Source organism: Nocardia sp. NBC_00508 (genome assembly GCF_036346875.1).
Classification (GTDB): Bacteria; Actinomycetota; Actinomycetes; order Mycobacteriales; family Mycobacteriaceae; genus Nocardia.
The window spans coordinates 5,550,855-5,565,803 of record NZ_CP107852.1 but is presented as its reverse complement, the minus strand read 5'-3'; the positions used below and the strand labels follow the sequence as shown (position 1 = coordinate 5,565,803).

Sequence of the window (14,949 nt, the reverse complement as noted above, 5' to 3'; positions counted from 1 at the left end):
TCCACCTCCATCGAATTCACGACGACACCACCCGCCGCAGTTCGTGCTGCAAGGCGTCCAGTTCCGCCCCACCCGCCATTTGCCGGGTCAATTCCGGCAGGTCGATCTCGGATTTCTCGTACGAACCGAGCATCGCGCCCCGCTTGAGCAACAGGAATCGGTCGCCGACCGGATAGGCATGGTGCGGGTTGTGCGTGATGAGCACGACGCCGAGCCCGCGTTCGCGCGCCTGCACGACGTACTTCAGCACCACACCGGCCTGCTTCACACCCAGCGCCGCAGTCGGCTCGTCGAGGATCAGCACCTTCGCGCCGTAGTGCACGGCGCGCGCGATGGCGATGCATTGCCGCTGGCCACCGGACAGCGTGCCCACCGGCTGCTCCAAATCGTGGATGTCTATTCCCATGTCCGCCAGCGCCGTTCGCGCTATCTCCTGGCCCTTCTTGCGGTCCAACAGCCGGAAGGGCCCGTATCCGATGGTGGGTTCGGAACCGAGCACGAAGTTGCGCCACACGCTCATCAGCGGCACCACCGCGAGATCCTGATACACCGTGGCGATGCCGAGATCCAATGCCTCCCGGGGCGAGGAGAACCGGACCGTTTCGCCCCCGACGCGCAGCTCGCCGCGATCGTGCTGGTGCACCCCGGCCAGGATCTTGATCAGCGTCGACTTGCCCGCCCCGTTGTCGCCGAGCACGCAGGTCACCTCGCCCGCGTTCACCACGGTGGACACCTCGCGCAGGGCGATCACGCCGCCGTAGCTCTTGCCCAGGTCGACGGCCTCGATGAGGGAAGTCATCGGCGTACCCTTTCGGCTCGTTTCTGGAATCTGTTGTTGACCAGCACCGCCGCCAGCAGCAGCACGCCGAGGAAGAGCATGAACCAGTCGCTGTCCCAGCGGGCGAACACGATGCCTTGGCGCGCCATGCCGAAGATCAGCGCGCCGATCGCGGCGCCGACCGCCGAGCCGAAGCCGCCGGTCAGCAGGCACCCGCCCACCACGGCGGCGATGATGTAGTGCAGTTCGAGCCCGACGCCCTGATTGGCCTGCACGCTCGCGAACCGGAGGATGTTGGAGGAGCCGACCACCCAGCCCGCGAACGCGGTGCCCATGAACAGCAGGATCTTCGTGCGGTCCGCCGGCACGCCGACCGCGCGGGCGCTCGGCAGCGCGCCGCCGACGGCGAAGATCCAGTTGCCGAACCTGGTGCGCACCAGGATGATCGCGGCGAGCGCGGTCAGCACGACCCACCACACCACCGATGCCTGGATGTGCGCTTCGCCGATGTCGAGCGTCGAGGCGAACACCCAGCCCGCCGACTGGTAGCCGTCCGCGCTCCGCACACCCGAGACCTGGACCGTGCCGGTGACCAGCCGCGTCACGCCGAGATTCAGACCCTGTAGGGCGAGGAACGTGCCCAGCGTGACGATGAAGCTGGGCAGGCCGGTTCGCATCACCACCCAGCCGTTGAACGCGCCGACTACCAGCGCGAACACCAGCGAGGCCAGGAGCGCGAACCACACGTTCCACCCGGCGTGGACAGCGAGCAACGCGGTGACCAGGGCGGTGGAGGCGGTCATCACGCCCGCCGACAGATCGAACTCGCCGCCGATCATCAGCAGAGCCACGGCCACCGCCATGATGCCCAGCGTCGACGCGTCGTCCAGCCAGGTCGCCACGCCGAGCGGGCTCAGGAACCGGTCGGTGATGATCGAGAAGAACACGAACACCAGCAGCGCGCCCAGCGCGGCGCCGATCTCCGGCCGGACGGCCAGGCGCTGGAGTGGCGAAAGGCCCGCCGATCGCTCCTGCGTCGTGTCGGATGTCTTTGTCGCAACGGTCATTTCATTCACTCCCGACCTCAGCGCGTGCCCTGCGCGACCAGCGCGGCCACGGCCTCGACGTTGCTCTTGTCGACGAAGCCGGGACCGGTCTGCACCGGCGTGCCGCCCCCGACGGTGTTCAGATTCGTCCGGTACAACTGCAACAGCACGATCGGCAGGTAACCCTGCTCGTACTGCTGTTGATCGACGGCGAACAGCAACCTCCCGGCTCGGATCGCCTCCACCACATCGGAATTCAGATCGAAGGTGGCGACGGTGGCGGCCGACCCCGCCTCCCGGACCGCGTCGACGCCCCGCGCTGCGACCTGGGAGTTCAGCGTCAGGACGGCATCGATGGATCGGTCGGCCTCCAGTGCGCCCTTGATCCTTGATTGCGCGTCGGTCGGGTTGTTGATGTCGACCTGAAGCGTGGTCGTATTGCCGAATGCCTTCGTCGCGCCTTCGCAACGCTGGTTGGCGCCGATATTGCCCGCCTCGTGGATGACGCACAGCATCTTCGTGCGCCGGGCATCGGCCAGTCGCCGGCCCGCCGCCTGTCCCGCCAGCGATTCGCTTTGACCGACATGGACGAAGGCGCCGAATTTCGCGCTCTCTGACTCACCGGAATTGATCGTCACCACCGGAATGCCCGCGGCGACAGCCTTTTCCACGGACGGTCGCAGCGCCTCGGGATTGGCCATCGAGACTACGACGCCATCCACACCCTGTGCCACCGCGTTGTCGATCAGCTTCGCCTGCTGGCCGGGATCACCGGAGGCGTTGTACTCCACGCGGATGCCGAGATCCTTGCCCGCGGCCTCCGCTCCGTTCTTGACGACGTTCCAGAACGCGTCGCCGGGACTGCCATGGGTTACTACCGCTACCGAATTCACCGTTCCGGCGGCGATCGGGGTTTGCGAGGGCGCGGGCGCGTCGGCGCCGGGGCCGCTGCACGCGGCCAGGAGGGCTGCCGCGGCGACCCACGGCAGTAGGCGACTGAAGCGCCACGTGGTCGCGCTGCGCTGTGGTCTCAGAGACATCCTTGTCATCGCTTCCCACTAGATTCCTGCCGCGGCGAGCGCGATATCCGCCAGGTGACGCAAGCTGCGTTCGGTGTCGCGGCTCGGCTGTCGCGCCGAGTCCGTCGGCCGCAGCGCGGCGTCCTGCTCCAGCACATACCAGCCCCGGTAGCCCGCCGCCTGCATGCCGCGCACCAGCGCCGCGATATCGACATCGCCCTCCCCCAGCGGGACATACAGCCCGCGGCGCACCGCCTCGCTGTACTCCATGTCCCCGGCACGCACCTGGTCGACCAGTGCGCCCCGCACGTCCTTGAGGTGAATGTGGCCGATCCGCTCGGCATGCCGCCGCGCGAGCCGCACGGGGTCGGTGCCGCCGATCAGCAGGTGCCCGGTATCCAGGCAAAGGTCCAGATCCGAGTCGGCGAGAAATCGCTCGACCTCCGGCTCGCTCTCCACATGGGTGCCGACGTGCGGGTGCAGGACGGTGCGCAGACCGTGCACGGCGGCGATATCGCGGATCGCGGAGGCGGTGTCGACCAAGGTGCGCCATTCGGCGTCGTCGAGTCGCGGGCGCGTGTCGTATCCCCCGAGCCCGGTTGCGGCGGCGAGCACGAGGACTTCCGCGCCGGTGGCGGACAGCAGCGCGGCGGTGTTCTCGGCCTCCGCGATGGCGTCCTGCCGGTCGCGGTGCAGCACGAGGGCCAGGAATCCGCCGACCGCTGTCAGGCCGAAGGTGTCGAGCAACCGTCGCAGCTGATCCGGGTCGCGCGGCAGGTAGCCGGGTGGGCCCAGTTCGGTGGCGGACAGGCCGAGCGCGGCCATTTCCGACAGCACAGTGCGCGCGTCGAGCACATGGCCCCAGCCGGGGACCTCGCAGACTCCCCAGGAGATCGGCGCGGCCGCGATGCGCAGCGGGTAGAGGGATTCGGTCATCGGCACTTCTCCGACCTTCGATGTCGAGTTGACTCCGCTCTGTTGGAGCGCTCCAACTATGTAACGTAGGTCATAGTGTGTCAAGAGCTTTCATTCCGCCAGTGAAAGTGCCATTACCAGCTGATATTCCAGCTTCGACCGAAAACACCAAGTAACCGAGCCATCCGGAAAGTCCGATTAGAGCGCTCTATTGATTCGCGTGCGCCGACCTTGTATCGTCCGACCCGGCAGGTCCGGCAGGTCCGGCAGGTCCGGCAGGTCCGGCAGGTCCGGCAGGTCCGGCAGGTCCGGCAGGTCCGGCAGGTCCGGCAGGTCCGGCAGGTCCGGCAGGTCCGGCAGGTCCGGCAGGTCCGGCAGGTCCGGCAGGTCCGGCAGGTCCGGCAGGTCCGGCAGGTCCGGCAGGTCCGGCAGGTCCGGCAGGTCCGGTAAGCCGCACAGGCCGACTAACGAGGAACGGAGGCGATATGGCGCGACCCACGATGGAAGACGTCGCCGCGCGCGCCGGCGTTTCCCGCGCGCTCGTCTCGCTTGTCATGCGAAACTCGCCCAAGGTGAGCGAGCACCGCCGCCGCGCGGTGCTGGACGCCGCGAAAGACCTCGGCTACCAACCGCACATCATGGCGCGGTCGCTGGCCAGCCGGACCTCCAATATCGTCGGCGTCATGGTCTCCGACCTGCGCAACGCCTTCTTCGCCGACGTCGTCGAAGGCATGGACACCGCCGCGCAGGAGTCCGGCCTGGAACTGATCCTCAACACCGGCCGCCGCAGCGCGGCCCGCGAGCGGACCGCGTTGGAGAGCCTGCTGTCCTTCCGGCCCGGGGGCATCATCCTGCTGTCCCCCATCCTGCCCGCCGCCGCGATTCGCGAAGCGGCGCACCAGGCTCCGCTGGTGCTCGTCTCCCGCACCTCCACCGTCGCCGAGATCGATACGGTCAACGACGACGGCGAGATCGGCGCGAGCCTCGCCGTCGATCATCTGGTCTCCCTCGGGCATCGTCGCATCGTGCATCTCGACGGCGGCGGCGCTTTCACCTCGGCGCCACGCCGCAAGGGTTACCGGGCCGCCATGCAGCGCCACGGCCTGGAGCCGATGGTCGTGCCGAGCGAGCACACCGACTCCGCGGGCATGGCCGCGGTGCGCAAACTGCTGAACCTCTTCTCCCGCGACAACTTTCCCACGGCGCTGGTCTGCGGCAACGACTTCAACGCCGTGGGCGCGATGTCCGCGCTGGAGGAAGCGGGATTACGTGTCCCGGAGGACGTTTCGGTCGTCGGCTACGACAACACCTCGCTGGCCGCGCTGCGCCACGTCGCCCTGACCACCATCGACCAGCCCCGCATCCAGATGGGCCGCCTCGCGATCGAGGCGCTCACCGAGCGGCTCCGCGACGGCCGCACCGCGCCGGTCCGCCGCCGCCTCCAACCTTCTCTCGTCGTCCGCTCCACCACCGCCACCCCCGGCCGCTGAACCATCGCCGAACTCGGATTCGGCGTCCGCCAACACACGTCGCTATTCCACCCGCTAAGGAGAGCCGATGTCATCCCACCGAGCCGTCACCCTGGGCCTGGCCGGAACCGGCCGCATCGGGACCTCACACGCCGAAACGTTGAGCAAGCTGCCGAACGTCGCCACCGTCCTCGTCGCCGATGCCGACGCCGACCGTGCCCGCGCGACCGCCACCCACCTCGGCGTCGAATTCGCCCCCGACCTCGACACCCTCTTCGCCGCCGACCTCGACGGCCTGATCATCGCCACCGCCACCGATTCACACCCCCAACTCATCACTCGCGCCGTCGACGCAGGCATCCCGGTCTTCTGCGAAAAGCCGGTAGCGGCCGACATCGAGGGCACCCTCGCCGTCATCGACCACATCCGGAACTCCCCCGTCCCAGTCCAAATCGGCTTCCAACGCCGCTTCGACGTCGGCTACCACGCGGCGCGTGAAGCGATCCGATCCGGCAAACTCGGCTGGTTGCACACTTTGCGCGCCACCACCCTCGACCCGGCGCCGCCACCCGCCGACTACATCCCACGCTCCGGCGGCATCTTCCGCGACTGCGGAGTCCACGATTTCGACATCATCCGCTGGGTAACGGGCCGCGAAATTGTCGAGGTCTACGCCCTCGGGGCGAACCAAGGCGCGACATTCTTCGCCGAAGCCGACGACGTCGACACCGCCGCAGTGCTTTTGCGATTGGACGATGGCGCCCTCGCCACCGTCTCGCTGACCCGCTACAACGGAGCCGGATACGACGTACGCCTGGAAGCCCTGGGCTCCAAGGGAAACGCCATCGTCGGGTTGGACGAGCGAGCGCCGCTCACATCGGTCGAACCCGACTGCGCGCCCTCCCCCTACCCTGCCTACGCGAGCTTCATGGAACGGTTTCGTCCCGCGTACACCGAGGAACTGTCCGCCTTCGTCGCGGTCGTCGACGGCGAACTCGACAATCCTTGCAGTCCTCTGGACGCTCTCGAAGCGTTCTATGTCGCCGAGGCCTGCGAACTATCCCGGCGGGAAGGCCGCGCTGTCCAGATAACCGAAGTACGGCACTGACCTCCGCACTGCACGTGAATACGGATGAGTTCCGATACTGATGGTTCCGTATACGAAAACCGAAACGCCGGGTCGTACCGACACGGCCGCCGAAGCAGTGGCGACCGTACCGTGGTCCGGGGCCTCGGGCCAGCCGAGACAGAGACCCCATCCGTTCGGGACTTCAGAAGGGATGGGGTCTCATATTGAAACTGGATGATGTCGCTACGAATCGCTCAGGCTTGGGTAGGACTACTTCCAGGCCCACTGCTTTCCGATCGCCTTGCCGCTTGGATCCGTCTCGAATTCGAAGACGCCCGCGGTGCCGCGCAGCGAAGCGAATTCTGGCGAGTCGGTCTCGTAGACGACCGAGCCACGCCAGCTCACCGAGCCATTCTCGCTGAGTGTGCCGACGCCGGATCCTTGCCAACTCGCGTGAGCGCCGGTCGGGCTCATGATAACGCCCTGGCCCTCGCCGTAGAGCGTGCCGTCGGCGCGAAGCCGACCCGTGTATGTTCCGGTGTCGTTAATGGTGACGTCGAGCAGATGGCCCGTAGCCTGGAACGAACTCTCCATCGCCGGCGGAAGTCCGTTCTCACCGCGCAGTATTCGCTGCACCGTGACCTGGCCTTGTTCTTCCGAGATGAGGTCGCCGAGCATGACTGAACTCCTTCCCATCTATCGCTCCCCTAACAGCTGGGCTACACCCGTTCGGGGATGCTGTCAACACCCGCCGACTCGGTTGAAACGTCGGATTATCAGTTTTCTGCCCCTCTTTCGGCGCGGTCGCGACCCATCGGTCAGCAGTGCAACCCATCCCTGCGGACCCACTCGGGACATCCGCGCATCGGCGTGAGCACGCGCTTCTCCTCACCGCGGTCCGAGCCGATTCGGATTCCCACCGCGATGATCAGGTGGCGCGCGGGGCCGCGACGGATGCGCCGTCCGCGCGGCCCTCCGATCCGCCCTGCTCGAGGCTCAGCCGACCACACGACGCCAAGACGACCTGCTCCGATAGCTTCCGAGGCTGTCGGGCAGGCGTTATGGGACAGCCCTCAGCGCGGCTGCAGCGCGATACGTATGGGCTTGTCCGGCCACAACGAGATGTTCGGGACCTTGCGCAAGGGCTGCTCGGTGCGCGATTCGAAGCGGAAGCGCTGCAGGATGCGGGTCAGGATCAGCTGGATCTCGGTCATCGCGAAGGTGTTGCCGATGCAGATGCGCGGGCCGGCGCTGAACGGAATGAACGCGCCTTTGTGAATGCCGCGCGCGAGGTCGGGCGCGAAGCGATCCGGGTCGAATTTTTCGGGATCCGGCCAGAAATCCGGATTCCGGTGCACCAGATAGGGACTCCAGAAGACGTTGGACCCGGCCGGGATGCGATAGCCGCCGAGTTCACCGTCGACGCGGGCATGGCGCATGATCTGCCAGATCGGCGGGTTGACCCGCAGATTCTCGTTGATCACCGCGGTGAGATAGCTCAGCTTCGGCAGATCCGCCATGGTCGGCTCGCGATCGCCCACAACGCGGTCGATTTCCTCGCGCAGCCGACTTTCCACGTCCGGGTGCTCGGTCAGCATCTGGATCGTCCAGGTGAGGGCATTGGCACTGGTCTCGTGTCCGGCGAAAAGGAAACTGGTGATCTCGTCGCGCAACTGGCGGTCGTCCATCTTCTCGCCGGTGTCGGCGTCCTGCGCGTTCATCAGCATGTACAGCAGGTCGCCTTGGTTCTCCGCCGTGCCGGCGCGATACCGGCCGATCATGTCGTACACGAAACCGTCCATGATGCGGATGTTCTTCCAGAACCTGCGATGGCCGGGGGTCGGCGCCCGGAGCGGAATAATGGGAAATTGGAGGAACGCCGACAGTTCCTTCATCATGACTTCCAGCGCCTGGGCGTACGGATGCGTCGCTCCCTCCGCTCCGATATCGACCGCGAACAGCGTGCGAGCCACGATGCGCAGCGTAATCTGCGACATTTCCCGGCCGACATCGATATCCGTGCCGTCCGCGGCGAATCCGCTCCAGCGTCGCAGCATGTCCTCGCTGTGCGACAACATCACCTGCGTCATGTCCTCGATGCGCTTGCGGTGGAACGAGGGCTGAATCAGGCGACGTCGGCTCATCCAACTGGCCCCGCCCACCACGCTGATCAGCCCATCGCCGAGCAGCGGTTGCACCAGCTCGAAGATCGCCGCGTCCTTGTCGAAGTCGACGTGGTTGTCCTGCAACACTTTCTTGACATCGTCCGGGTGATTGATCACCACCATCGGCATGCCGAGCACCGGAAGGCGTACCACATTCCCGTACTGCTCCAACATCTTCGACAGGAAGCCGAGCGGATCCCGTTGGAACGCCAGCGTCGTCGACAACGAGCCTGACCGGCCCGGACCGGGAATTGTCGACGTCGAAGTGGGCGCGAGTGCCATCAAAACCTCCGCAACAGGAAAACTGGAGCCTGGAGCAGGGAAGATAGTCGACGCATACTACAAAAGACTGGCAACCTACTTCCCAACACCAGGAATGCCCACGCATGGTGTACGAACCTCTATCAGGACATCGTGGTCGGCGATCTGATGGCGTTGGGCGAAGTGGTCCAGGCGGCATTGCGGGCGCGTCCGGTCGAGGAAGGGCTGTGGGACGCGATGACAGCCGCCCTCGCCGCCTTGACCGACAGCCCGCACACGCCGCGCCGCGCACTCGAAACCGCGCTGCTGACCACCGCCGATCCGGCACTGCGCGCCCGTCACCTGGAAAAACATCTGCGCTGGCAGGAACTACTCGTCCCCGAGATCGAACGGCGCATGGGTGTCGAACCCGGCCCGGTACCCGACCCACGTGCCAACGCCATCGTCGGCGCCTGCCTCGACACGGCCATGGAAATCTGGGCCAAGCGCAACGGGGAAGGCACCCTCGAGGAAATCTACCTCGAAGCCCTCACTGCCGTCCGAACCTGAACACCGACCACCGACAGCATCGACAACCACCTCTGCCGCCGCATACCGCGCAGATAGATCGGCCGTAATACGTCCGCGCTGACGAATGACCGCTCTCTGAACGCAACCGGCGGCTTTGGTCGTACAACACTCACCTACGGTGCGTCGCAGCCGGAGTCAAGGGATTGCGATACCGAAAAGTTCTGCTGCACGGTGGTATTGGGCGGACACCGAGTTGAATCTGTTGTTCGACAGGCACTTTCGCGCCGCACACCCGCCGGTCAAAGGTGCTGGTCGACCGAGGTCACCGCTGGTGACCGTGCCGCGGGTTCCAACGCGTCGTGCTGTGTCCGAGGCAGCATCTGCGTCGTGGCCGGTGTGCTGGACTCGACGTTGTCCGGTCCACTTCCGGGAGGCTCGGCGTCGCGATGGGGTCGCGCCTGTTCGCGTCCGAGCTTGTCGATCTCGGTGAAAAGCGCCTCGACGATCGTGTGCATCTGCTTTTCCGCGATCTGGGCGTATGTGCGGATGTACTCGATCTCCGCGGGCAGGAGATCGGAAGCTCCTGCTGGATCGGCCGCCACGGCGGCGATGCCGTCCGCCGCACGGGCCGCCGATTTCTGGGCCTGCCGCAGAATGTCTGCGTACTGCTCGCGGGCGTGCGCGACCAGCTCGCGGGCATAGATCTCGGCTTCGGCCACTGTGGACTCCGCGGTGATCTGTGCCTGGCTGAGCATGTTCACCGCGCGTACGTTCACCCCGAGCACGTCGCGCTGGGTATCTTCGCGAAGCTGCGCGTTCTCGCGCTGCAGTTCCGCCAGCTCGGTGCGCAGGTATTCGACGGTGGCGGAATCGCCGAGCGCGGATTTGTACATGGAGACCCGGTGCTCGAGTTCCGCAACCTGGTGAGCCAGATAGTTGTTGTCCGCCAGCAGCGCCTTCTCGTCGCCGAAGTCCAGCTGCTGGGTCAGCCGTTTGTTCGCCGAGTTCAGCCGGGAAACCTCACGGGCTACCCGCCGGACGAAGTCGTCGACGTCGTGTTCGTCGTACCCGCGGCGGCCCAGTGCCGACTTCTTGAATTTTGCGTTCTCGATATCACGTGCCCTCAGCGTCATGTCGCTACCTCGTGCGCAATCTCCGCCGGAGCCGCGGAGGTATTCGGTGTGGTGTACTCGGGGGTGCGGCCGTCGAGGTTCTCGAATCGGATGGCCGAGTCGGGCAGGCCCGCACGCCGCAGTTCACCGGCGGCGTGCTCCACCATCGCGGCGGAGCCGCAAATGAGTGCGGTCTCTCCCTGCCAGCGGTGGGTCTGGGCGGCCACCGTGCCGACCAGTCCCCGCGCACCCGGGTAGGCCGGGTCATCGGAGACCACCGGGGTGTAGCGCAACCATGGCCTGGTCCCGGCCAGCTCGGACAGGAAGGCGTGGTCATACATGCTCCACTGGGTCCGGACCCCGTGGAAGAGATGGACATTCGTGGCCTCGCCTGTGGTGCGCCAGCTCTCGTCGAGTTGTTCGATCAGCGCGGTCATGGGGGCCAGCCCTGTACCGCCCGCCACCATCAGCAGATCCCCGCGGAAATCCGCAGGCAGGGTGAGTGCGGTCCCGATCGGCGCGGCGAGCCGCAGTGTGTCGCCGACCGCGACCGTTCGGGCGAGGGTGGCGCTGACCTGTCCACCGGCCACGATCTGCACATGCAGGTCGAGGGTTCCGTCGGGGCGAGGTGCGTTGGCCGGGGTGTAGTAGCGCCACAGCCGCGGCCGCTGCGGAACCTCCACGGCCATGGACTGCCCGGCGATGTAGCCATAGGGCTGGGTGGGCCGGATGCGCAGCAACCCGACGTCGATACCGCGGCGCTCGGTGGCGATGACCTCCGCCTCCCACCAGGCTGGGACGGATTCCTCGTCCTCCTCGGCCGCCATCATCATGATCTGGGCGACCGCGTGGTACGCCTCGGCCCAGTCGGAGGCGAGGCTGTCGCTCCACTCCGCACCGAGGAAGTACTGCAGGGTGGCCAGCAGTGACGCGCCGGCCGCCGGGTAGTGGTCGGCGACGACCTCGAATTTGCGGTGGTCGCGGCCGAGTTGCCGCACGAAGGTCGGGTCGGCGGCAACACGGTCGACATTGCTGACAATGCGGCCGAGCGCCGCTAAGAATTTGCCGCGCTGGGCGGCCATCGACACCGGGAACAGATCGCGGACTTCGGGGTGCGTCATGAACAGATGTGAGTAGAAGTACAGTACCGCCTCGTCGCCGACCTTCTCAACCCTGAGCCAGCTGTCTCTGAGCGCTGGGACATCCATGCCCGATCACCAGCTCATCTGTCGATCGATCCCGAACCGAGGCAACAGATTTCGGCCCAGGACGTGCGAGCGGAAACAGCTCGATCCCGAGGCGCCGGAGATGATTTCGAACTCACTCGCACGCCCTGGAGAGAGGGGCCTCATATCTGTGCCCCAGGCAGGTCGAAATCGAACGGAACCATCACACTTCTCTCCGATACTTGGCAACGCTGTATGCTTGCCGGGCAGATAATCCTGCGCAGGAGGCTCCTCGACGATAACCCGGCCAAGCGAGGAAAAGGCTGTTCGCTCTCGGATGAGGCAAGGTCGGCAATGAACTGTTCGAAGACCTCACAGGATGCCGCGGGACGCCCGCCTCGACGCCGTGTCGCTCAACCACGGCATGAACCTCTCACGATCCGCAGCTGAACGCAAATGGGGCGAATTCCCATGGCTTACAGCTGATCTGACCCCGCAGGTTCGGTCCGGCTGATCCGGCCCCCGCTCCGGGGTCCGCGGCTTCGAGAGTTGAGGCAGACTGACCGCAGGAGGTCACGACGGCGGACACCGGCGCACAACGACATCAACCGGTCATGCTGCTGAATCACTGACGATGTCTGGTGCCAGATTCGCCACTATTCCTATGATCTGTTCCACGATCTCGGCGGGCACACCTGCAGCCGTGAGCGAATCGGTCAGATGCGCGGCCACGAGTTCGAAGTGGTGCATCGCAATTCCTCTACCCTGGTGAATGCGATGCATCGGGGCACCTGCGTAGGGATCGGGACCGCCGAGTGCCGCAGCGAAGAACTCCGTTTGACGCCCCTGGAGCCGGGACATATTGGTGCCCTTGAAGAATCCGGCCAACTCATCGTCTGCGAGGACACGGACATAGAAGTCGGCGACAACGGCCTCGAGGGCCTCAGCTCCGCCGATCTTCTCGTAAATGCTGGTCATTACATCTCTTATCTGCACGTGGATCTGGGCATCCGTGCCTTTGAATGCCGACCGATCATGAAGGCGCCTCACCCGGGTGGTACGCGCTCCTATAGAACCGTTCGGTTTCGCCACTGGAACCACTGGGTAGCGTACCGGGGAGAGTAGTCACCCACAACTCCAGATAGATCCGAACGGCCTTGTGCCACACAGCTTCCGGTCGGACATACGGCGTACCGAAGGCGTAGCCGATCATTCGGCTGTCGATCCGTTCGGCCACAAACTCGAAGGCCGCGATCGGGGCGTACATCGCTTCTAGGCGCTCCCAGAACTTCCCGGGGCTCTTACCACGGATTGCCTTACTGTTCACGGTGCGATGCGAGACACAAGGCGAGTTCGTCGGCGACTGCGAGTGTTCCGGCGGCGTCGTAGTGAACGAGTTCGACCGGGCAGGAGGTCATGACTCGACCGCTCGTTGTTCGCGAAGTGCATGGTCACGCAGGAGTTCGTCAAGCTCTCGCGCACTATGAGTGCGTCGTTGATCGGACGGCACGGCCGCAAGGACTTGTTCGCCCAAACCCACGACGAACCGTGTCCGGTGCTCGGTAGGCAAACCCTGCAGGATGGTCGTCGCGTATCCGGCGCCCTGGCTCGGATCACCGGTAGAGACCAGACAGAGAGCACGCTGTAGCTCGATCTGAACCGGCCCGCGCCGACTGTTGGGCGGGTACAGGCCGAGTGCCGCCGACTGCGCTTCCTCCGCCCGTCGGGAGTCGCCGAGGTGGGAGTACATGAAGCTCTCAGCGAACCTGACTCTCCCTCTTCTAAATATCGACTTGGGCTGTTCATTCGGTGAGGTCCGCAGCTACACCACCCCAGCCGCGAGGCCGTCCAACCTGCGTACCGCGCTCGAGCGTGCCCACGGTGCCAGAGCGGCGCGCGTATCGAAGTAGACCTCCCTCAGGCGTGGCGATGTATTGATCTTCGACAGCGCCAGAGCGCGTTCCGCTGCTTCGCATGCCCGATCGAGGTCGTCGCGCACAGTCATTCTCGTCAGGTACAGCAATGCCAGTGCTCGGTCCCGAACCTCCGTCTCCGGGATGCGGTCGATCGATGCTTCGATCGTTTCCACCGCCGCACGCGTTTCGCCTGCCATTTGGAGGCTCTTGCTGGTCAGTAGCCCCGTGAGCCAGTCACTCATGTAGTAGGCGTACGAGATGTCGGGTGTTGTCGGATCGGAATGTTCTCCTGAGATTCGATCCAACAGCGGCCACGCCTTCCGCGCCTTTCCCGAGTATGCGTACGCCTGTGCCGATTGCAGCAGAACGTAATCGGCCATTCTCGGATCGCCGACCGAGAGTCGTTTCGTGGAATCTGCCAGGTCTGCGGCCGCCTGGTAGCGATGGGTCCAGATCGCAAGCTGAGTTCGGTGGCACAGTATCCCCACTGCCACGTCCTCGTCACCAGCGTCGGTGGCAAGATCGTGGGCAGAAACGAAAAGCCGATCCGATTTCTCGTATTCGCCTTGGTCCCATGCCGCCCACGCGTTGCTTGCGGTGGCTTCGCTGGTGAGGGATTGGAGCTCCGGACGAAGTTTCGACGGGCAGTCACGCAGCAGCGCCGTACACGCCCGCGCTTGGGCTTCGATGATCGGCTGTGCGGCGTTCGAGCCCAGCTGATCATCGAGCAGCATCGCCGAATGGATCGTGGTCCGCAGATGGCCTATGGCGTCCGGTGTGACTGTCGGCGCTTCAGCGCCTCGCAGGGCTGATGCGCCGACCACAACACCCGTAGCAGCAAAGAATTCCCGTCGATTCACGTCGTCTCCAATCAACCTCCGGAACCGATCTTGTGCCCCATGGTCCGCGTCTGCCAGCAGTCTGTCCAGACCCGCCTGGTGGGCGAGACCGACTTTCGCGGTCGGCCGCCCCTCCCAGAAACTGACTGTTCGCTGACTACAACGTAGTGCCTCGGCCAGTTCGTTCTGGGTCAGTCTGCATGCGGCTCGGAGCGCCTTCACCTCGGCACCGGTCCATATCGTCACGCCCGTCACTGTGCCCCCTGTCGTGCCCTGGTATCGATTGGTAGAACCTGCGTGTCTCTTGCCTTCCACCAGGCATTTTGCCCCGGCATCCTGTGTTGTGTACCCGAAACCGAGAAAGCCTCTCGCACAACCGAACCCTTCTGCAAGAAGGCACCCCATGTGAGCCTCGCACTTCGTCTGGCGAGTGCCCCGCGCGGTTTCGAGTCCGCCAACAAACCGAGCAGGAGGCACAGGAAATTGGTTCGACGAGATGCGGAAAGCGACATGCGGCGACCGCTCATGAACTGCGGTGTAAACGAGGTCCTTCCGGTCGAATCCGCAGACACTTTGGCGTCGCGGTGCCGGTTCTATCGCGAGGTCTGCGGCCTGCCTGCGCGAGTACAGCCGGAACTCCACCAGATCTTTATCCCCTCGGGCAGCGTCGGCGCAATCACTGTC

14 protein-coding genes are annotated in these 14,949 nt (G+C 65.3%); 4 read left to right on the top strand and 10 right to left on the bottom strand.

Annotated elements, in window-relative coordinates; translation table 11 throughout:
* Positions 1 to 16: 16 nt before the first annotated feature.
* Genes OHA40_RS24815 through OHA40_RS24800 form a run of 4 tightly spaced genes read right to left on the bottom strand, consistent with a single transcriptional unit; the run spans position 17 to position 3,779 of the window.
* Positions 17 to 799 (bottom strand): ATP-binding cassette domain-containing protein, encoded by a 783-nt coding sequence (locus OHA40_RS24815; RefSeq protein ID WP_330229287.1) that lies wholly within the window; start codon positions 797 to 799, stop codon positions 17 to 19.
* Positions 796 to 1,845 carry an ABC transporter permease gene (locus tag OHA40_RS24810; protein WP_330229286.1) on the bottom strand — a complete coding sequence of 350 codons (1,050 nt, stop codon included), beginning with the start codon at positions 1,843 to 1,845 and terminating at the stop codon, positions 796 to 798. Before OHA40_RS24810 ends, OHA40_RS24815 begins: the two co-directional genes overlap by 4 nt.
* A gap of 17 nt (positions 1,846 to 1,862) precedes the next feature.
* Positions 1,863 to 2,864, bottom strand: a complete 1,002-nt coding sequence (locus tag OHA40_RS24805) for a sugar ABC transporter substrate-binding protein (RefSeq protein WP_330229285.1) — start codon at positions 2,862 to 2,864, stop codon at positions 1,863 to 1,865.
* Between the two features lie 18 nt (positions 2,865 to 2,882).
* Positions 2,883 to 3,779: a TIM barrel protein gene (locus OHA40_RS24800; RefSeq protein WP_330229284.1), complete on the bottom strand. Its 897-nt coding sequence runs from the start codon at positions 3,777 to 3,779 to the stop codon at positions 2,883 to 2,885.
* 210 nt (positions 3,780 to 3,989) lie between these two features.
* On the opposite strand from OHA40_RS24800, the gene OHA40_RS24795 reads away from it, so the two are divergent.
* From OHA40_RS24795 to OHA40_RS24785, 3 genes are all read left to right on the top strand, one after another.
* The gene (locus tag OHA40_RS24795) at positions 3,990 to 4,208 is read left to right on the top strand and encodes a hypothetical protein (protein WP_330229283.1); all 219 of its coding nucleotides are present in this window, start codon (positions 3,990 to 3,992) and stop codon (positions 4,206 to 4,208) included.
* Positions 4,209 to 4,243: 35 nt separating this feature from the next.
* On the top strand, positions 4,244 to 5,248 hold the full coding sequence (locus tag OHA40_RS24790) for a LacI family DNA-binding transcriptional regulator (RefSeq protein WP_330229282.1): 1,005 nt from the start codon (positions 4,244 to 4,246) through the stop codon (positions 5,246 to 5,248).
* 67 nt (positions 5,249 to 5,315) lie between these two features.
* On the top strand, positions 5,316 to 6,335 hold the full coding sequence (locus OHA40_RS24785) for a Gfo/Idh/MocA family protein (RefSeq protein WP_330229281.1): 1,020 nt from the start codon (positions 5,316 to 5,318) through the stop codon (positions 6,333 to 6,335).
* A 231-nt stretch (positions 6,336 to 6,566) separates the two neighbouring features.
* On the opposite strand, the gene OHA40_RS24780 is transcribed toward OHA40_RS24785, so the two are convergent.
* Together OHA40_RS24780 and OHA40_RS24775 are read right to left on the bottom strand one after the other, a co-directional pair.
* Positions 6,567 to 6,974 carry a hypothetical protein gene (locus tag OHA40_RS24780; RefSeq protein WP_330229280.1) on the bottom strand — a complete coding sequence of 136 codons (408 nt, stop codon included), beginning with the start codon at positions 6,972 to 6,974 and terminating at the stop codon, positions 6,567 to 6,569.
* A gap of 395 nt (positions 6,975 to 7,369) precedes the next feature.
* Entirely contained in the window at positions 7,370 to 8,743 is a 1,374-nt protein-coding gene (locus tag OHA40_RS24775) for a cytochrome P450 (RefSeq protein WP_330229279.1), read from the bottom strand.
* Positions 8,744 to 8,875: 132 nt separating this feature from the next.
* Here OHA40_RS24775 and OHA40_RS24770 point away from each other — a divergent pair, with 132 nt between their 5' ends.
* Positions 8,876 to 9,271, top strand: a complete 396-nt coding sequence (locus OHA40_RS24770; RefSeq protein WP_330229278.1) for an acyl-CoA-like ligand-binding transcription factor — start codon at positions 8,876 to 8,878, stop codon at positions 9,269 to 9,271.
* Between the two features lie 260 nt (positions 9,272 to 9,531).
* On the opposite strand, the gene OHA40_RS24765 is transcribed toward OHA40_RS24770, so the two are convergent.
* The 4 genes from OHA40_RS24765 to OHA40_RS24750 form a co-directional block, all read right to left on the bottom strand.
* Complete coding sequence (locus tag OHA40_RS24765; RefSeq protein ID WP_330229277.1) at positions 9,532 to 10,365, bottom strand: DivIVA domain-containing protein; 834 nt, start codon at positions 10,363 to 10,365, stop codon at positions 9,532 to 9,534.
* On the bottom strand, positions 10,362 to 11,552 hold the full coding sequence (locus OHA40_RS24760; RefSeq protein ID WP_330229276.1) for an FAD-binding oxidoreductase: 1,191 nt from the start codon (positions 11,550 to 11,552) through the stop codon (positions 10,362 to 10,364). The genes OHA40_RS24765 and OHA40_RS24760 overlap by 4 nt, the downstream gene beginning before the upstream one ends.
* A 570-nt stretch (positions 11,553 to 12,122) precedes the next feature.
* Entirely contained in the window at positions 12,123 to 12,488 is a 366-nt protein-coding gene (locus OHA40_RS24755) for a group I truncated hemoglobin (RefSeq protein WP_330229275.1), read from the bottom strand.
* 844 nt (positions 12,489 to 13,332) lie between these two features.
* A complete protein-coding gene (locus tag OHA40_RS24750) occupies positions 13,333 to 14,520 on the bottom strand; it encodes a helix-turn-helix transcriptional regulator (RefSeq protein ID WP_330229274.1) in 1,188 nt (395 codons plus the stop codon).
* Between the last annotated feature and the right edge of the window lie 429 nt (positions 14,521 to 14,949).